The sequence below is a fragment of the Lysobacter sp. A421 genome (assembly GCF_054052145.1).
Genome location: NZ_JBSVRL010000001.1, coordinates 516,240 through 534,821 on the forward strand (window position 1 = coordinate 516,240; position 18,582 = coordinate 534,821).

Below are 18,582 nucleotides of genomic sequence, written 5' to 3' on the forward strand. Positions count from 1 at the left end.
CGGCGCCCGCTCCTTGTGGAACGGGTCGCCCCTGATACGGAACTGGTGCAGCAATGGCCGAATTCGCGCTTCCAAAAAACTCCCAGATTCAAAAGGGCCGGCATTTCGATTCGCCGGGCGCGAAACAACCGCGCACGTTCCGGGTTTACCGCTGGAACCCCGATGACGGCTTGAATCCGCGCCTGGACACCTACGAGGTGGACATGGCGACGTGCGGGCCGATGGTTCTGGACGCGCTGATCAAGATCAAGAACGAGATCGATCCGACCCTGACCTTCCGCCGCTCATGCCGCGAGGGCATTTGCGGTTCGTGCGCGATGAACATCGACGGCACCAATACGCTGGCCTGCACCAGGGCAATCGAGGATTGCAGCAGCGGTGACGTGCCGATCTATCCGTTGCCAGCGATGGAGGTGGTCAAGGACCTGGTTCCCGACCTGACCCACTTCTACGCGCAGTACGCCTCGATCAAACCGTGGATCCGTACCGAGAGCCCGGCACCGAGCGACCGTGAGCGCCTGCAGTCGCCAGAGGATCGCAAGAAGCTGGACGGTCTGTACGAGTGCATCCTGTGTGGTTGCTGCACCGCCGGTTGCCCGAGTCACTGGTGGAACGGCGACCGCTACCTCGGCCCCGCCGTCCTGCTGCAGGCGTATCGCTGGATCGTGGATAGCCGCGACGAAGATACCGGTAGCCGGTTGGATGACCTGGAAGACCCGTTCAAGCTGTACCGCTGCCACACCATCTTGAACTGCACCCGCACGTGCCCGAAGGGATTGAACCCGGCCAAGGCCATTGCCGAAATCAAGAAGCTGATGGTCGCGCGTAGCGCCTGAGTAGATCACGTCACGATCCGGTTGATGCTCACGATTCAGTAAATGCAATGGGCGCGCTTTCCAGGCGCGCCCTTTTTTTTTGGGAGAGCCTGTCCATGAGCGATGCCGATGATCTGGAACTGCGCCGCCTGCGCTGGAAGTGCCGCCGTGGCATGCGTGAGCTCGACCAGCTGCTGGGGCGTTACCTGGACCGGGAATGGCGACAGGCATCCGAAGCCGAGCGCGGCGTTTTCCTACGGCTGCTGGACAGCGAAGACGATAAGCTCTGGCACTGGTTCATGGGCCAGGAGACCCCCGCCGATGACGAGTTGTCCGCCCTGGTCCAACGCATCGGCAACCTGCCGGCTTGAGTGGCGCCCGTCGCATTGGTTGTCGGGGTTGCTGGTGATGCTCGGGGTATTTGCCGCGCTTTCGGTGGTCGTCTCCGACCTGACACCCGTGGCCGCCTGGCCATGTGCGGTTCTGGTGGTGCTCTGGGCCGGCTGGGTGGCCCGACGGGAAGCGAGCAGGCAGGCCATCGACTTGCAGATCCGTGATGGTGTCGTCCGCGTGGATGGCAGCGTGGTGACGCAGTTCCAACTGCAGTGGCGAGCGGCGCTGGTGTTTGCGCGCTGGCGCGACAGCGACAATCGCCAGCGGCGGGTGGTCTGGTGGCCTGACACGCTTGGCCCGGCCGGTCGTCGTGAACTGCGGCTGGCTGCGCCGGTCGAAACTGCTGCGCAACCCCCACGCTCAATGGCACCATAGCCCCCTATGTTCAAACCCATTCCTGTTGCCATCGGCCTGCGGTACCTGCGCGCCAAACGCCGCAATGGTTTTATCTCCTTTATTTCCATGGCCTCCATCCTCGGCATCGCGCTGGGCGTGGCGGCGCTGATCACCACCTTGGCGGTGATGACCGGTTTCCAGAAGGAAATCCGCGACCGCATGCTGCAGATGGCCGCGCACGCCACCGTCAGTGCCTATGGCGATCCCCTCACGGACTGGCAACAGGCGGTGGACATGGCGCTGGCCGATCCGCGGGTGGCCGGGGCGGCGCCTTACGTGGAGAAGGAGGCCTTGCTCAACGGACCGCGCCAGCAACCGGCATTGGTGCGCGGCGTGGTACCGGCTGACGAACGTACGGTGTCGGTGTTGGGCGAGAAGATGGTCGAGGGGGAACTGGAATCGCTGGTTCCGGGCAGTTTCAACATCATCCTGGGACGGGAACTGGCGGCCTGGCTCGGCGTTGGCGTCGGCGACAGCGTGGTGATGACCATCGCCGAGTTCAACAGCACCCCGGTGGGGGCGATGCCGCGGGTCAAGCGCTTCACCGTCAGCGGAGTGTTCGAGGTCGGCTACAACGAGTATGACCGCGGCATGGCATTCACCAACATGGCGGACATGCAACGGCTGATGCGGATGCAGGAGGGCGTGACCGGCGTGCGCCTGCGATTGCATGACATGAACCTGGCCTGGGATGTCGCCCGCGACCTCGCCGTGAAGCTGGGCGGCTACCAAGTCAGTGACTGGACCACCGACAACGCCAACATGTTCAGGGCATTGAAGATGGAAAAGACCCTGATGGCGATCCTGCTGTCGTTGATCATCGCCATGGGCGCGTTCAACCTGGTGTCCTCGCAGGTGATGCTGGTCACCGACAAGCAGGCCGATATCGCCATCCTGCGGACCCTGGGTCTGTCGCCGCGTGGGGTGATGCAGGTGTTCATGGTCCAGGGCAGCCTGATCGGAATCATCGGTACCGTGATCGGCGTGATCGGCGGGATCGTGCTGACCTTGAGCCTGGAGGACATCCTGTTCGCGATCGAGCGCGTGTTCGGGGTCACCTTGCTGCCCGAGGACGTCTACTACATCACCGGGCTGCCCACCGAGATGAAGCCAAGCGACGTGATGGCGATTACGGCGGTCGCCTTGGTGATGGCGTTCCTGGCCACGATCTACCCGGCCTGGCGCGCCGCGCGTACGCCACCGGCGGAGGCTTTGCGTTATGAGTGAACCGATCATCAGCAAGCCCGTCACTGGCGAGACGATGGCCGGCGAGCCGGCGCCCGGGTCGCGCGCCGGCCTGGTCCTGGGATGCACCAACCTGGGCATGGTGTACGCCGAGGGCAAGATGCGCACGCCGGTGTTCGACGGGTTGCGACTGGACGTACACGAGGGCGAGACCGTTGCCATCGTCGGTGCTTCCGGAGCCGGCAAGAGCACGTTGCTGCACTTGCTCGGTGGCCTGGATACGCCGTCCACCGGCGAAGTGTTCGTTGGTGGACAGAAGATGAGCACACTGTCGGATACGGCCCGCGGCCAGTTGCGAAACCGCGCATTGGGTTTTGTCTACCAGTTCCACCATTTGCTGCCCGAGTTCACGGCGATGGAAAACGTGATGTTGCCGGTACTGCTGGGCGGCGCCCGGATCCCGGACGCCGAGCAACGGGCGCAAGCGCTGCTGGAGGCCGTCGGCCTGGGGCACCGGCTCCAGCACAAGCCCGGGGAGCTTTCCGGTGGTGAGCGTCAGCGTGCCGCGGTGGCGCGCGCGCTGGTCAACCAGCCGGCCTGCGTGTTGGGCGACGAGCCCACTGGCAACCTGGACGAAAAGACGGCCGGGGTTGTCTTCGATCAGATGCTGGAGTTGAACCGGGAACACCGCACCAGTCTGGTGGTAGTCACCCACGATCGCCGCCTGGCGCGACGGCTGGACCGGGTGCTGGAATTGCATCAGGGCAGGCTGCGCGAGCTGGCGACGCGGGATATTTGATTCGGGCCGTACTCGACTGAAGGGATGAACCATGAGCGATGCGGCAAGGATGCCGCCGTCCACGCCATCGGAAGACAGCCTCCCCGGCGGGACGGAACAGGGCAGAACGGGGCGGCCAGCAAGCCCCGTGTGGCTGGCTCCATTCGGGATCGCGAGCGCCGCAGCGCTGCTGGCCGGCGTGTCGATGTGCTTGTGGCTACCCCGGTTGCCGCCGTTCTGGCTGCTGGTCTCGATCGCACCCCTGGCCGTTTTGCTCTGGTGGCGCGGGCGCGCCGTGCGCTGGATTGGCCCCTTGCTGCTTGGTTTCGCGCTGGCCGGGCTGCATGCGGGGTACGCGCTGTCGATCCAGCTGCCGGTGGCCTGGGAACAGCGTGAAGTCACTGTTGCCGGTCGTGTCGTCGAGCTTCCCGAGCACCACGCGCGCCGAACCAGCTTCCGGTTTCGCGTCGTCGATGAGTTGGTGCAACCGGAACCGCTGCGTGGTCGCTTGCTACGCTTGTCCTGGTACGACGATTTCGATGGCAGCGCGACCGGTCGTGACCGCCTGCGGGCGGGGCAACGATGGCAGCTGACCGTCCGCGTGCGGGCGCCGCGCGGGCTGCGTAATCCCGGCGGGTTCGACAGTGAAAAGCACGCACTGGCCGACCGGCTGACGGCGACGGGGTATGTCCGTGCCCCCGAGTCGACCCGGCTGATGCGTCCGGCGCAAGGGCTGAACGCGTGGCGCGAGCGCATGTCGGAGCAGATCGCGACCGCCATACCCACGTCGACGTCGCGGTTTATCCGTGCGTTGGCACTCGGCGACACCCGAGGCCTGGACGATGCCGACTGGCAGGTCCTGCGAGCCAATGGCCTGACCCATCTGGTCGCCATTTCGGGTTTCCATGTCGGACTGGTGGCCGGCTTTTTTGCGTTGGCCATTGCGGGCCTCTGGTGGCTATGGCCGCGGCTGGGTCGCCGTTGTCCGCGTCCCGTGGCCGCTGCCATTGCCGGCCTGGCCGGCGCCATGGTGTATGCCGCGGTTGCCGGTTTTGCGCTGCCGACCGTCCGCACGGTGTTGATGATCGCGGTCGTGGCAGGGGCCCGGGGCCTGCGGCGCAGCTCCAGTGCGTTCGATACCTTGGCGCTGGCGGTGGTGGTGGTACTACTGGTCGATCCGCTGGCGGTGCTGGGTGCCGGTTTCTGGCTCAGTTTCTTTGGCGTGGCCTGGCTGCTCTGGTGCCTTCCGCATGCCGGGCGCCAACCGCTCCGGGACCTGGTTTCCGCCCAGGGCGTCGCGACCCTGGGCCTGTTGCCGCTGACGGCCGTGTTGTTTGGCCAGGCCTCACTGGTGGGACCATTGGCGAACCTGATCGCGGTGCCGTGGTGGAGTCTGGTGGTGGTGCCACTGGCGCTGATCGGGACCGGGCTTGAGTTCCTGCATGCCGGGTGGGGCAGTTGGCCCTGGCAAGCGGCGTCCTGGTGTTTCGAGCTCAGTTGGCCGCTGTTTGACTACCTGGCCAGCAGCGAGCTGGCCCTGTGGTGGTTGCGCGAATCGCGGTGGTTTGCATTGCCGCTGGCCATGTTCGGCGCGTTCTGGCTGTTGCTTCCACGCGGCTTGCCGGGACGGTGGCTGGCAATGTTGTTGTGGTTGCCCCTGCTATGGCCGGCACGCAACCTGCCCGCAGCCGGTGAGGCCGAGTTGCGGGTGCTGGATGTCGGCCAGGGCTTGTCGATCCTGGTTCGAACCGCCAGCCACAGCCTGCTGTACGACATGGGGCCCGCCAGCCCGGATGGCTATGACACCGGAGAGCGCGTGGTGCTGCCTGCGCTGTACGCCCTAGGGGTGCGCCGGCTCGATCGCGCGGTCGCCAGCCACGCCGATAACGACCATGCCGGGGGCCTCGGTGCCGTCAGGCGCACCGTCGCGGTACCGGTGGTCAACTCGCCGCAGGGTTCGGGGTTGGTTGACACCCGCCCCTGCGTGGCGGGGGAGACGTGGCAATGGGACCGGGTCGAGTTCCGCTTCCTGCATCCACCGCGCCACTTTCCCTACCTGGGTAACGAGGCCAGTTGCGTGCTGCGGATCGACACCGAACACGGCAGCGCATTGCTGACCGGGGACATCAGTGCGGTGGTCGAGCGCGAGCTGGTACGCCGAAGCCATCTGGACGAGGCGGCCGGCTTACGCGCGCAGGTGGTCGTGGTCGCCCATCACGGCAGCTCCAGTGCCTCCGATCCCGCGTTCATTGCCGCCACCGGTGCGGGGCATGCGCTGGTTTCCAGTGGGTACGGCAACCGGTTTGGTCACCCCAAGCCCGAAATACTCGCCCGCTGGCACGCCAGCGGCGCACAAACGCTGGATACCAGCGCAAGCGGCGCCCTGCGCGTGCGGTTCCAGCCCGGTGGGCCAAGCGTGGAAACAAGACGGCGCGCACACCCACGGGTCTGGGATGCGGCTCGCCGCGCGAGCGAATCGTCGGGCGGGGCGGCCGCTGGGCTATCCTATCGACCGGATTGAATCGGCCCCGGGCCGGAGGTTAGCGAGTGCTGGAACTGGTCAAGGCCGGGGGATGGCCGATGATTCCATTGTTGCTGCTGTCGGCGCTGGCGCTGGCATTGATCGTCGAGCGGGCGTGGGCACTGCGGCGCAGCGAGGTCTTGCCGCCAGGACTGGGCAAGGAAGTTCGCAGCTGGGCCCGTGGTGGCCAGCTGGATCCGACGCATATCGATTCGCTGCGGGCTACCTCGCCGCTGGGCGCGTTGCTCGCAGCGGCCCTGGACGTGCGTCAGCGCCCGCGTGAGCAGGTCCGCGAGCGTATCGAGGACGTGGGCCGCCATCTGGTCCACCGGATGGAGCGCTATCTCAACACCCTGGGTTCGATCGCGTCGGCGGGTCCATTGCTGGGCCTGTTTGGCACCGTTGTCGGCATGATCCAGCTGTTCCTCGGTATCCTCGACCATGGTATTGGCGATGTGAACCAGCTGGCGGGGGGGATCGGCAAGGCGCTGGTGTGTACCGCGGCCGGCATGATCGTCGCGATCCCGGCGTTGATGGCACACCGCTGGTTCCGGGGCCGCATCGCCGGCTATGTCGTGGACATGGAGCACGAAGCCATGCAGCTGCTCGACACGCTGGAGGAGACCGCCCGGGACGGGACTGCCCAGGCCGCGCCGGCTGCGCGCCAGCCGCGTGCCACGGCTGTGCCTTCGGACGCCTGACCGCTCATGCGTATCCGTGACCGCCACACCGGGGACGAGCCGGAAATCAGCCTGGTACCGCTGATCGACGTGATCCTGGTGATGATCATCTTCTTCGTCGTCACTGCCACCTTTGATGCGCGCTCGGTGATCCAGATCGAGCTGCCGCGCGCCACCGGCGAGCAAGTGGATGCGGTGCAGCCGCTGGTGGTGCTGGTCAATGCCGACGGCCGCTATTTCGTGGGTGACCGCGAAGTGCTGCGCACCGATATCGAGTCGCTCAAGGCGACCATCAGCGAGGTGGCGGGCAGCGACCGCGAGCGCCCGGTGATGTTGCGCGTCGATGCGCGCACCCCCTACCAGGCGGTGGTCACCGTGTACGACGCGCTGGGTGGCCTGGGTTTCAACCGGATCATGATCCCGACCGCGCCGCCGACAGGCGCCGCAGCGCCCCCGGGTGGCGAGTCCGGCGCTTCGGCCACCGGAGACTCGCAGTGACAACGCCGATCACCTCTTGGGCCACCTACCGGCGGTTGCTGGGCTTTGCCCGTCCGTATCGGGCGCTGCTGGGGCTTGCAGGGGTGGGGATGCTGCTGGAGGCGCTGGCAGGCGGCGCGTTCACCAAGCTCATGGAGCCGGTGATCAACGAGACTTTCATCACCAAGGACGCGGCGTTCAGCCTGGTGTTGCCGTTGGCGATTGTCGGCCTGTTCCTGCTGCGCGGCGGCGCAGGCTACGTGGCCGACATCTACATGGCCAAATCCGGGCGTGGCATTTCCCGTGACTTGCGGGTGCAGGTACTGGGCAAGTATTTGCGCTTGCCTGGATTGCGCTTCGATACCGAGCCGGTGCCGTCGATGCTGGTTCGCCTGGGCTCGGACAGCGACCAGGTCGCGCAGGCGGCGGTCGACGCGATGAAGGTGATGATCCAGCAGGCGCTGCAGGTGCTGGTGGGCATCGGCGTGATGCTGTGGACCAGTTGGCAGGTAACCATTGCGATCGTGCTGCTGGCGCCGCCACTGGCCTGGGTCATGAACACGGTGGGCAAGCGCTATCGCCGGATCAGCCACAAGATCCAGGAGAGTGGGTCGCAGCTGATGCAGTCGGCCGACCAGGCGTTGTCCAGCCACCAGGAAGTCAAGATCTACGGCGCCCAGGGTGTCGAGATGCAGCGCTACTCCGCGCAGGCGGACCATCACCTGAAGCTCAGCCTCAAGGTCGAGTCGACCCGCAGCATCTCGTCCGCGCTGGTGCAGTTGATGGGCGCGATCGGGCTGGCGCTGCTGCTGTTTTTTGCCGGCCGTGAAGCCGCCGCCGGTCGCCTCGGCGCGGGCGGGTTCGTGGTGTTGATGATGGCGATGATGGCGATCATCCCCGCGCTCAAGCAGCTGACCAATGTGCAGGGCATGCTGCAGCGTGGCGTGGCCTCGGCCGAGCGACTGTTCCACATCCTGGATGCCCCCGACGAGCACGACACCGGCCGCTTGCCGCTGGAGCGCGCGCGCGGCGAGATCGAGTTTCGCGACGTAAGTGCGCGCTACCCGGACCAGGGCCAGGCGGCACTCAGCAACGTCAGTTTCAGTGCCAAGCCCGGGACCGTCACCGCCATTGTTGGCCGCTCCGGCAGTGGCAAGTCGACCCTGATCAAGCTTATCCCGCGTTTCTACGAGATCGAGTCGGGACAGATCCTGCTCGATGGCCAGCCGCTGCGCGACTATCGACTGGCCGACCTGCGCAAGCAGATCGCCCTGGTGGGCCAGCAGGTCATGCTGTTTGACGGCAGCATCGCGGCCAACGTCGCCTATGGCGAGATGGAGCAGGCCACGCCGGAGGACCTGGACCGTGCGATCCAGGGTGCCAACGCCACCGAGTTCGTCGAGCGTTTGCCGGAAGGGGTGGACGCCGGTATCGGCAGCAAGGGCGGCCGCCTGTCCGGTGGCCAACGCCAGCGGTTGGCCATTGCCCGGGCGATGTTGAAAGACGCGCCGATCCTGATCCTGGACGAGGCCACCGCCGCGCTCGACACCGAATCGGAGCGGCTGGTGCAGGATGCGCTGGAACGCCTAATGCCAGACCGCACCACGCTCGTCATCGCGCATCGACTGTCGACCATCGAACATGCCGACCAGGTACTCGTGCTCGATGAAGGTCGCATCGTCGAGCGCGGTACCCACGCCAGCTTGATGGCCCTGGACGGGCTGTACGCTCACCTGCACCGCATGCAATTTCGCGAGGCCTCATGAACGCAGGACCCGGTGGTCGCCGCGAGCACCAGCCACCCCATTGGTACGGCAACGCGCCGGTGCCGTTGTATACACGGCTGCTGGCGGCGGTCTATGCCGCAGTCAGTGGTATCCGGCGCTGGCTCTATCGCGTCGGCGTGCTCCGTACCCGCCATCCGGGCATCCCGGTGGTGGTGGTCGGCAACATTACCGCTGGCGGTGCCGGCAAGACCCCGCTGACCATCGCGCTGGCTGAACGGCTGCGCCGCGAAGGCTGGAATCCGGGTGTTGCCAGCCGGGGTTACGGCCGCGCCGATGCGGGCAACCCGGTGTGGGTCCAGGCCGATACCGAGCCCGCCGTCGGCGGCGACGAGCCGGTGCTGATCGTCCGTCGCACCGGGGTCAAGCTGCGTGCCGACCGTGACCGTGCTGCGGCGGCGAAGGCATTGGCGAAGGCCGGTTGCGACATTGTCATCTGCGATGACGGTCTGCAGCACTACGGACTTGAACGCGACGTCGAGATCGAAGTGGTCGACGGCCGCCGCCGTTATGGCAACGGTCGGCTGCTGCCCGCCGGACCGTTGCGCGAGTTGCCCGAGCGCGGAGCGCAGTGCGACTTCCGGGTCATCAACATTGCCAATGCGCCAGCGGGCAGCAACAGCAGCGGAACCGGTTTTGGCGAATGGCCGATGCGCCTGGTTGCCGACAGTGCCGTGCCGGTATTGGGTGGCCGGTCAAGACCGTTGGAGTCGTTTCGCGGTCACCGGGTCCATGCGGTTGCCGGGATCGGCAACCCGGAGCGGTTCTTCTCGATGTTGCGCAGCCTGGAGATCGCGGTGGTGCCGCATGCCTTTGCCGACCACCATCGCTATCGTGCGTCTGACTTCGAGTTTGGCAGCCCGCTGCCGGTGCTGATGACCGAGAAGGACGCCGTCAAGTGCGCCCGGTTCGCAACCGAAGCGTTTCATAGCGTGGCCGTCACCGCCGAGCTTCCGGAAGCCTTCTGGGTCTCATTGCTGGACAAATTGGCACAGGTCCGGCAACGATGACTGCAGCCTTGGACTTCGTGGTGGCGATCCCGGCGCGTCACGCCGCCAGTCGCCTGCCGGGCAAACCGCTGAGACTGCTTGGCGGGGAGCCGCTGGTGTTGCATGTGGTCCGGCGCGCCCTGGCAGCTGGCGCGCGCGAGGTGTGGGTGGCGGCCGACGACGAACGCATCGCAGCGGCGTTGGCGAATGCCGGCGTACGCGTGGCAATGACCTCCGCCACGCATGCTTCCGGTACCGATCGACTGGCCGAGTGCGCGCGAATCGCCGGCTGGAGCGATGACACCATCGTGGTCAACCTGCAGGGCGACGAACCTTTCGCACCGGCTGCGGGGATTCGTGCGGTGGCGGCATTGTTGCGCGACAGCGGCGCCGCGATGACAACCCTGGCCGCGCCGGTGACCGAGGTGGGCACGCTGTTGGACCCCAATGCGGTCAAGTTGGTGCGTGCCGACAACGGCGACGCGCTGTACTTCAGCCGTGCGCCGATCCCGTGGCCGCGCGATGCCTTCTCGCGCGACCCGTCCCGTATGCCGGAAGGCCAATCCTGGCTGCGGCACATCGGCATCTACGGATATACGGCGGGGTTCCTGCAGCGTTTCGCGGCGATGTCCCAGGGCCGGCTCGAGCAGGTTGAATCATTGGAGCAACTGCGCGTGCTGGAGGCCGGTTATCGGATCGCGGTCGGGTTGACTCCCGATCCGTTCCCGCCCGGCGTGGACACCGCCGAAGACCTGGTCCGCGCGGAAAAATGGCTTGCCGGAAACGGCTGAGCCGTCGCGTTAGCTGGCGGCCTCAACCGAGCGTCGCCATCCAGCCAATGACGTGCAGCAGGCCAAACAGCAACCCACCAATCAGCGCGCCAATCGCGGTGCCGTTGTAGCGGATGTACTGCAGGTCGCTGCCAACGCTCAACTCCAGCTCGCGGACCAGCTCGCGGGTGTCCCAGCGCGCGACCCGCTCGACGATGAAGTCGCGGATGCTGCCTCGATACTTCTCGATCATCGGCTCGACGGTGGCCATCACCCATTGGTTGACCCACGCCTGCATCGCCGGATCGCCGCTGAGCTTCTCGCCGATCAGTTCCGCGCCCTGGGTCGCCTTCAAGGCAATCAATGAGTCATTGCGCTGCAGGTCCTTGCGCAGCCAGTCCAGGACTTCCGACCACATCTCCCGGATCTGGCGGGGCAGGGCGGGGTCATCGATCACCCGGTCACGCAGTTCTTCACACTTCCGGCGCAGCACGTCATCGGTCTTCAGGCGCTGGGTGAACCGGGTGACGTAATCATCGAAGCGCAGGCGCAGCTCGTGCCGGGGATCGTCCGCCATCTCGGTGAGCAGGTCGCTGACGCCGGCAACGACCTTGGCGGCAAGCTTGTCGGCTACCGCGTCGTCGAGGCGGGCCAGGCGCAATACCGACCATAGCTGCGGCGTGATCTTGCTGGCGACCAGGTCCTGGGTGTCCGGGTCTGCCAGCACCTCGCCGACGTCGCGCAGCAGGTTGTCCAGCAGCATCTGGTGGCGGCGGTCGTGGGTGAGCACCTCGAGCACCTGGCTGCCCAACGCGGCAACATCAAGCCGGCCCAATTGCTCGCGCGCCAGGCCATGCAGGAAGCGGTGCAGGCGATCGCTGTCCAGCAGTTGCACCAGATGCGGTGCCAGGGTCACCACGAACCCACCCACCTTGCTGGCGTGGACCGGGTCGGACAGGGCGGCAGCGAGTCGCCGGCCCGGATCGAACTGGCGCACCTTCGCCAGCACTTCCTGGTTGTCGAGGAAATGGTCGCAGATGAAGTTGGCCAGCGCACGCCCCAGCGCATCTTTCTTGTTCGGGATGATCGCGGTGTGCGGGATCCAGCGCTGTCCCAGCGGATGGCCGAACAACGCCACCACCGCGAACCAGTCGGCCAGCCCGCCGATCATCGCCGCCTCCGCCATTGCCACCAGCAGCTCGAATGCCCAGTGCGGGTGGCTCATCCGCAGCCAGCTGCCGGCCACGAACACCAGCGCCGCAATCACCAGCATGGTCACGGCAGTGCGTTTGCGCCGCCTCAACGCGGCCGCGCGGTCGGGACGCAGGCCGTCATTGATCGTGTCGTGGTCGGGTTCAGCGCTCATCTGGGGCAGAATAATCGGTCGGCATCGAGGGTCAATGATCCGGGAAGACTTGCGGTGACGCATAATTTGCCCCATCCATGGAGTTGATGTGCGTATTTCCTGCCCGGTGTCGTCATGACTGACCTGCTGCCGGTATTCGACGGCAAGGCGTTCGCCAAGGCCCTCAGTACCGCACCGGGCGTGTACCGGATGATCGCTGCCGACGACAAGATTCTTTACGTCGGCAAGGCCAGCGCGCTGCGCAACCGGGTCTCCAGCTACTTCAACGCGACGCCCAAGTCGACGCGGATCATGACCATGCTCGCGCAAACCGTGCGCATGGAGGTCACCGTTACCCGTACCGAGACGGAAGCGCTGATCCTCGAGAACGAACTGATCAAGTCGCTCAAGCCACGCTATAACGTGTTGCTGCGCGACGACAAGAGCTATCCCTACGTGTTGCTGACCCATGGCGAGTGGCCTCGGATCGGGATGCACCGGGGGCCGAGGTCAGTGCCGGGGCGCTATTTCGGACCTTATGCCAGCGTGGGTGCGGTACGCGACACGCTCAACCTGATCCACAAGCTGTTCAAGTTGCGCAGCTGCGAGGACAGTGTCTTCTGCAGCCGGACGCGGCCCTGCCTGCAGTATCAGATCGGCCGCTGCAGTGGTCCCTGTGTCGGCCTGGTCGAGCCCGATGCGTACGCAGAGAACGTCCGCCGCGCGGTGTTGATGCTGGAAGGTCGCAGTGACGAGTTGACCAACGAGATAGGCGCACAGATGGAAGCAGCCAGTGCGCGCCTGGATTTCGAGCAGGCCGCCCGCCTGCGCGATCTGGTGACCTCGATCCGCACCCTGCAGGCGCGCCAGTACGTGGATGGACGTGCCGCCGACCTCGACGTGCTGGCGGTTGCCATGCAGGGCAGTGCCGCCTGCGTCGTGCTGTTGGCGTTCCGCGACGGCAGGAACCTTGGTACCCGCTCGTTTTTCCCGCGCACCAACGGCAGCGAAAGCCCCGAGGAGGTGCTGGCGGCGTTCGTTTCGCAGTACTACGGCGAGCAGGTGCCGCCGGTGGAGATAGTGCTTGATCGCGACATCCCCGACCGTGAGTTGATCGAGCAGGCACTGTCCAACACCGGCGCGCACCGGGTGCAGCTGCGGTTCAACGTGCGTGGCGATCGCGCCGGCTACCTCGACATGGCCAGCCGCAATGCGCGGATCACCCTGGAGACCGAGCGCACCAGCCATGCCGCCCAGTTGGCTCGCGCGCAAGACCTGCAGAAAATGCTTGGCATGGACGAGCTGCCGGGACGGATCGAGTGTTTCGATATCAGCCACACCATGGGCGAGGCGACGGTGGCGTCCTGCGTGGTGTTCGATGCCGAAGGCCCGGTTCGCAGCCAGTACCGGCGCTACAACATCGCCGGTATCGAGCCGGGCGACGACTACGCGGCGATGCACCAGGCGCTGCACCGGAGGTTCAAACGGGCCATGGCGACCGACGACAAGCCCGCCGGTGTGCTGCCCGACGTCCTGCTGATCGACGGTGGCGCCGGACAAGTCGCCCAGGGCCGCGCCGTGCTTGATGAGCTCGGCATCACCGGAGTGGTGCTGGTGGGCGTTGCGAAGGGCCCGGCGCGACGTCCCGGCGACGAGGACCTGTTGCTGCCCGATGGTCGCAGCCTGCACCCTGGTGCGGGCTCGCCGGCGCTGCAACTGGTCCAGCAGGTCCGCGACGAGGCGCATCGGTTTGCCATTACCGGGCATCGCGGACGTCGCCAGAAGGCGCGCAATACCAGCCGGCTGGAGGATATTCCGGGGATCGGGCCGCGTCGACGCGGTAACCTGTTGCGACATTTCGGCGGGTTGGGCGGCTTGAAGGCCGCTGGCGTGGAAGAAATTTCACGCGTTGATGGCATTAATGAAGCGCTCGCCGAGCGCGTCTATGCGACCCTGCATGGACTGGAAGCCGGCGAAGCCGGATCGCGTACCAATGGCCCACGGAGTGACGGATGAAGTTGACGGTTCCCACCATGCTGACGCTGCTGCGGATCATGTTGATCCCGGTGCTGGTGATGGTTTTCTACCTGCCGTTCAAGTGGACCAGCGTCGCGGCCGCCGCGATCTTTGCCTTTGCCTCGCTTACCGACTGGGCGGATGGCTGGATTGCCCGTCGCTATAACCAGTTCTCCACGTTTGGCGAGTTCCTGGACCCGGTGGCCGACAAGTTGATGGTGGCTACTGCGTTGATGTTGACCGTGCAGAAGCACCCGACCGTCTGGATGGCGCTGTGGGCGGCGGTGATCATCGGGCGTGAGATCGCGGTCTCCGCGCTGCGCGAGTGGATGGCCGAGCTGGGGCAGCGGGCCAAGGTCAAGGTCGCTGCCATCGGCAAGATCAAGACCGTCGTGCAAATGGTCGCGCTGATCTTCCTTCTGTACCGGGTGCCGCTGTTCGGGATGCCCATCCACGCCATCGGCGAGTGGCTGTTGGCGGCGGCTGCGCTGCTGACACTGTGGTCCGCTTTTGCCTACCTGAGGGCAGCATGGCCTTCACTGAAGGAAGATGCGAACAGGTAGTTGACAGTTTGTTTGTTATGCCTAAAATGGACGGCTCATCAGCGGGAATAGCTCAGTTGGTAGAGCACGACCTTGCCAAGGTCGGGGTCGCGAGTTCGAGTCTCGTTTCCCGCTCCAGATTCAACGCTTCGGTTCGCCGGGGTGTTTGTCGAAACAAGCCCCGTTATCGGGGTTTTGTTTTATGGGCACGTCATCCGGCCGGGTGGCAGAGTGGTTATGCAGCGGACTGCAAATCCGCGTACGCCGGTTCAATTCCGACCTCGGCCTCCATGTTCAAAGTCAAATCCCGCAACGGTTCGCGCCTTGCGGGATTTTTCTTTGGGTCGCCCGCAAGATGGGAGAGGACGGTACTATTCCGCGTGGCACGCCCGGATGGCGAAACAGGTAGACGCAACAGACTTAAAATCTGTCGACCGCAAGGTCATGCCGGTTCGATTCCGGCTCCGGGCACCAACCAAGTCAACTTTTTATCTTCGTTGGCTTGTGATCGTTCTGTCCTGCGGGACAAATTCGGGATACTTGCACCGTAGGATTGCTCATGACAGCGCCGTCACCACTGCCATATAGGGTTGATGCATGATCTGGCGACTTCTCCTGCCCACGCTGCTCGTGCTGCCCGCGCTTCCCGCGCCCGCGTTGGCGCAAGCCGCGACACCGCAAGCTGTGCCTGCGTCGCCCGCCTACGATGTCGCTGCGTTCGGGCGTTGCCTGGACCAACTGCAACGCCAGTTTGCGACCAAGGGCGTGCAGAAGGGCACGTTCGACCGCAATGTCCGCACGATCGTGCCCGACACCTCGGTATTGAAGCTGCTGGACAACCAGCCCGAGTTCAAGACGCCGGTCTGGGACTACCTCGCCGGACTGGTGGATGACGAGCGGGTTGCCGATGGGCAGGCGATGCTCCGCCAGCACGCGGTCACCTTGGCCAAGGTCGAAGCGAAGTACGGCGTCGACCCCGCCACGGTGGTGGCAATCTGGGGTGTGGAAAGCGACTTCGGCAAGACCTCGGGCTCACGACCACTGCTGAACTCGCTGACCACCTTGTCGTGCATGGGGCGCCGGCAGGAATTTTTCCGTGGCGAGCTGGCAGCGACATTGCAGATCATCCAGTCCGGCGACATCGCCGCGGACGCGCTGGTCGGGTCCTGGGCCGGGGCATTCGGGCAAACCCAGTTCATGCCCTCCACGTACCAGCGCATCGCGGTGGATTTCGACGGCGACGGCCGCCGCGATCTTGTCGGCAACGTACCCGACGCGCTGGCCTCCACGGCAAACTACCTTGAGCGTTCCCACTGGCGCACCGGCCAGCCGTGGGGGTACGAGGTGAAGTTGCCGGGCGGATTTGATACCGCCATCTCCGGGCGCACCACGCGCCGGCCATTGTCGTATTGGGCCGGGCGCGGAATCTCTCGCATCGATGGCGGTGCGATCGCACCATCGGATACCGCAACCGCGCTGCTGCTGCCGGCTGGCAAGGCCGGGCCGGCGTTCCTGGTGTTCAAGAATTTCGACGCGATTTATTCGTACAACGCCTCGGAAAGCTATTCCCTGGCGATTGCGCTGTTGTCGGACCGTTTGCGCGGGCAGGGAGGGCTGGTGGCGTCCTGGCCCACGGCCGATCCGGGATTGTCGCGACGCGAGCGTCGTCAGTTGCAGCAATTGCTGTTGCAACGTGGCCATGACATTGGCGAGGTGGATGGCTTGATTGGCAGCGCGACCCGGGCAGCCATCAAAATCGAGCAACAAGGTCTCGGGGTTGCGACAGACGGGCGCGCCAGCCAGTCGCTGCTTCAGGCATTGCAGGTTGCGCCAGTCAAGGGTGCAGAGCCCGGTCCGATCAGTCCGGCTGATCCGCCCCCATCGGACTGACCAGCATCGTCTTGATGGGGCCAGGGTCCACCTTGGCTTGGCACCGCGGGTATCCTCTGGGCTTGATGAATTCCCCGGAGCCTGCATGACGCGTTACACGTCCTACATCACCTGCGTTGCGCTGACCGTGCTGACGGCCGCACTGACGATATTCGTGTCCCCTGGCTGGGGCTGGGCATTGGCCTTGTTCGGCGCGTTGGCCGTGTTGGGGACGGTCGACCTGTTGCAAACATCCAGCACCTTGCGCCGCAATTATCCGGTGATCGCGCACTTTCGCTACGGGCTGGAATCGATCGGTCCGGAGATGCGCCAGTACTTCATCCAGGCCGACACCGCCGAGGTGCCGTTCTCGCGGTTGCAGCGGGCACTGGTGTACCAGCGGGCCAAATCGGTCAACGACACCCGCCCTTTCGGCACCATGCAGGATGTCTACGCCAGTGATTACGAGTGGATCAACCACTCAATGGTCCCGACGCCGCACGGCAACCCGGATTTCCGCATCCTGGTGGGTGAAAATACCGCCCAGCCGTACTCGGCCAGTGTGTTCAATATCTCCGCGATGAGCTTTGGGTCCTTGTCGGCCAATGCCATCCGGGCGCTCAACAAGGGCGCCAAGATGGGCGGGTTCTACCACGACAGCGGGGAGGGATCGATCTCCTCTTACCACCGCGAGCACGGCGGCGACCTGGTCTGGGAGATCGGCTCGGGGTACTTCGGATGCCGCGACGCGGACGGCGGGTTCGATGCCGAGTGTTTTGCGAAAAACGCGCGCGACCCACAGGTGAAGATGATCGAGATCAAGCTGTCGCAGGGCGCCAAGCCGGGGCATGGCGGCGTGCTTCCGGCGGCCAAGGTCAGCATGGAGATCGCCATGACCCGCGGCGTGACCGCTGGCGTGGAGTGCGTATCACCGGCGCAGCACAGCGCATTCTCGACGCCGATCGAGTTGCTTGAATTCGTTGCACGGTTGCGCGAGCTGTCGGGTGGTAAACCCACCGGGTTCAAGCTGGCGATTGGCCACCCCTGGGAGTGGTTCGGGATTGCCAAGGCGATGCAGGAAACCCGCCTGTTGCCGGATTTCATCGTGGTCGACGGCGCCGAGGGCGGCACCGGCGCGTCCCCGGCGGAGTTCATCAACCACGTCGGCGTGCCGATGCAGGAAGCTCTGATGCTGGTCCACAACACCTTGGTCGGGTTGGGCTTGCGCGACGACCTGCGGCTTGCGGCGGCCGGCCGCATCATCAGTGCGTTCGACATCGTGCGGACCATGGCCATGGGCGCCGACTGGTGCAACGCGGGCCGCGGTTTCATGTTTGCCGTTGGCTGCATCCAGGCCCAGACTTGCCACACCGACCGCTGCCCGACCGGCGTCGCCACCCAGGACCCCAAGCGCTGGCAGGGGCTGGATGTCACCGACAAATCGATCCGGGTCCACGGCTTCCATCGCAACACCATGACCGCGTTGCGCGACCTGTTGTGCGCTGCCGGGCTGAACGACCCGCGAGAGATCGGCCCCGAACATATCCTGCGGCGCGTCTCGCCGGTGGAGGTGCGTTCGCTGGCAGCGCTGTACCGCTTCCTCGAGCCGGGACAACTGCTGGATGGAATTCCGGACCATGCCGTATTCCAGACCTATTGGGCGAACTCCCGCAGCGACTCGTTTGCCGCCCCCCACCACGTGCGGTCGATGCGCGAGAGCAAGTCATTCTGACTCGGGCCGGGTAACGGTCGCGGCCAATCACCGCGCGTGGATAGGCATATCGACCTTCCATCGGACCACGCTGCGTGAGACCCTTGCTGCTAATTAGACACTGCTCGTGCTGCCGTGGATTATGGTTGCGAGGTGTCTAGGGGATCCGGGCGCTTCAATCGCGGCGCTGGATTACGCCGGTTGCGGCGTGGTGCGACAGGGGGAAGGAAGTTTGATCACAGGGGAAGCGGGGGACTGCTCGCCGCAGTCCGAGGCGTGGCCGCGCGTCTTGAGCGCGCATTGTTCCCGTG

At 65.4% G+C, this 18,582-nt stretch carries 16 protein-coding genes and 3 tRNA genes; 18 read left to right on the top strand and 1 reads right to left on the bottom strand.

The window, feature by feature from the left end:
* The first annotated feature begins 53 nt into the window (after positions 1–53).
* The 11 genes from ACW7G6_RS02435 (at position 54) to kdsB (ending at position 10,809) form a co-directional block, all read left to right on the top strand.
* Positions 54–836 carry a succinate dehydrogenase iron-sulfur subunit gene (locus ACW7G6_RS02435; protein WP_456979305.1) on the top strand — a complete coding sequence of 261 codons (783 nt, stop codon included), beginning with the start codon at positions 54–56 and terminating at the stop codon, positions 834–836.
* Between the two features lie 95 nt (positions 837–931).
* Positions 932–1,186 carry an FAD assembly factor SdhE gene (locus ACW7G6_RS02440; RefSeq protein WP_456979306.1) on the top strand — a complete coding sequence of 85 codons (255 nt, stop codon included), beginning with the start codon at positions 932–934 and terminating at the stop codon, positions 1,184–1,186.
* Complete coding sequence (locus ACW7G6_RS02445; protein WP_456979307.1) at positions 1,137–1,583, top strand: hypothetical protein; 447 nt, start codon at positions 1,137–1,139, stop codon at positions 1,581–1,583. The genes ACW7G6_RS02440 and ACW7G6_RS02445 overlap by 50 nt, the downstream gene beginning before the upstream one ends.
* Positions 1,584–1,589: 6 nt before the next feature.
* Positions 1,590–2,831 (top strand): lipoprotein-releasing ABC transporter permease subunit, encoded by a 1,242-nt coding sequence (locus ACW7G6_RS02450; protein ID WP_456979308.1) that lies wholly within the window; start codon positions 1,590–1,592, stop codon positions 2,829–2,831.
* 34 nt (positions 2,832–2,865) lie between these two features.
* Complete coding sequence (lolD, locus tag ACW7G6_RS02455; RefSeq protein WP_456979873.1) at positions 2,866–3,588, top strand: lipoprotein-releasing ABC transporter ATP-binding protein LolD; 723 nt, start codon at positions 2,866–2,868, stop codon at positions 3,586–3,588.
* A 184-nt stretch (positions 3,589–3,772) separates the two neighbouring features.
* Positions 3,773–6,088 carry a DNA internalization-related competence protein ComEC/Rec2 gene (locus ACW7G6_RS02460; protein ID WP_456997707.1) on the top strand — a complete coding sequence of 772 codons (2,316 nt, stop codon included), beginning with the start codon at positions 3,773–3,775 and terminating at the stop codon, positions 6,086–6,088.
* A 26-nt stretch (positions 6,089–6,114) separates the two neighbouring features.
* Positions 6,115–6,789, top strand: a complete 675-nt coding sequence (locus ACW7G6_RS02465; RefSeq protein WP_456979309.1) for a MotA/TolQ/ExbB proton channel family protein — start codon at positions 6,115–6,117, stop codon at positions 6,787–6,789.
* A gap of 6 nt (positions 6,790–6,795) precedes the next feature.
* A complete protein-coding gene (locus tag ACW7G6_RS02470; protein ID WP_456997495.1) occupies positions 6,796–7,266 on the top strand; it encodes an ExbD/TolR family protein in 471 nt (156 codons plus the stop codon).
* A complete protein-coding gene (gene msbA / locus ACW7G6_RS02475) occupies positions 7,263–9,011 on the top strand; it encodes a lipid A export permease/ATP-binding protein MsbA (protein ID WP_456997496.1) in 1,749 nt (582 codons plus the stop codon). The genes ACW7G6_RS02470 and msbA overlap by 4 nt, the downstream gene beginning before the upstream one ends.
* Positions 9,008–10,039 carry a tetraacyldisaccharide 4'-kinase gene (gene lpxK / locus ACW7G6_RS02480; protein WP_456979312.1) on the top strand — a complete coding sequence of 344 codons (1,032 nt, stop codon included), beginning with the start codon at positions 9,008–9,010 and terminating at the stop codon, positions 10,037–10,039. Before msbA ends, lpxK begins: the two co-directional genes overlap by 4 nt.
* Positions 10,036–10,809, top strand: a complete 774-nt coding sequence (gene kdsB / locus ACW7G6_RS02485) for a 3-deoxy-manno-octulosonate cytidylyltransferase (RefSeq protein WP_456979313.1) — start codon at positions 10,036–10,038, stop codon at positions 10,807–10,809. The genes lpxK and kdsB overlap by 4 nt, the downstream gene beginning before the upstream one ends.
* 22 nt (positions 10,810–10,831) lie before the next feature.
* Here kdsB and ACW7G6_RS02490 read toward each other — a convergent pair whose 3' ends face one another.
* The gene (locus tag ACW7G6_RS02490; RefSeq protein WP_456979314.1) at positions 10,832–12,154 is read right to left on the bottom strand and encodes a DUF445 domain-containing protein; all 1,323 of its coding nucleotides are present in this window, start codon (positions 12,152–12,154) and stop codon (positions 10,832–10,834) included.
* Between the two features lie 114 nt (positions 12,155–12,268).
* Between ACW7G6_RS02490 and uvrC the strand changes: the two genes are divergently transcribed.
* The 7 genes from uvrC (at position 12,269) to ACW7G6_RS02525 (ending at position 18,292) form a co-directional block, all read left to right on the top strand.
* Positions 12,269–14,149: an excinuclease ABC subunit UvrC gene (uvrC, locus tag ACW7G6_RS02495; protein WP_456979315.1), complete on the top strand. Its 1,881-nt coding sequence runs from the start codon at positions 12,269–12,271 to the stop codon at positions 14,147–14,149.
* Positions 14,146–14,712 (top strand): CDP-diacylglycerol--glycerol-3-phosphate 3-phosphatidyltransferase, encoded by a 567-nt coding sequence (pgsA, locus tag ACW7G6_RS02500; RefSeq protein WP_456979316.1) that lies wholly within the window; start codon positions 14,146–14,148, stop codon positions 14,710–14,712. The genes uvrC and pgsA overlap by 4 nt, the downstream gene beginning before the upstream one ends.
* A gap of 41 nt (positions 14,713–14,753) precedes the next feature.
* A tRNA-Gly gene (locus ACW7G6_RS02505) sits at positions 14,754–14,829 on the top strand.
* A gap of 79 nt (positions 14,830–14,908) precedes the next feature.
* Positions 14,909–14,982: transfer RNA gene (locus tag ACW7G6_RS02510), tRNA-Cys, on the top strand.
* Positions 14,983–15,078: 96 nt separating this feature from the next.
* Positions 15,079–15,165, top strand: a tRNA-Leu gene (locus ACW7G6_RS02515).
* 159 nt (positions 15,166–15,324) lie between these two features.
* A complete protein-coding gene (locus tag ACW7G6_RS02520; protein ID WP_456979875.1) occupies positions 15,325–16,581 on the top strand; it encodes a lytic murein transglycosylase in 1,257 nt (418 codons plus the stop codon).
* Positions 16,582–16,666: 85 nt separating this feature from the next.
* The gene (locus ACW7G6_RS02525; protein ID WP_456979317.1) at positions 16,667–18,292 is read left to right on the top strand and encodes an FMN-binding glutamate synthase family protein; all 1,626 of its coding nucleotides are present in this window, start codon (positions 16,667–16,669) and stop codon (positions 18,290–18,292) included.
* Positions 18,293–18,582: the final 290 nt, after the last annotated feature.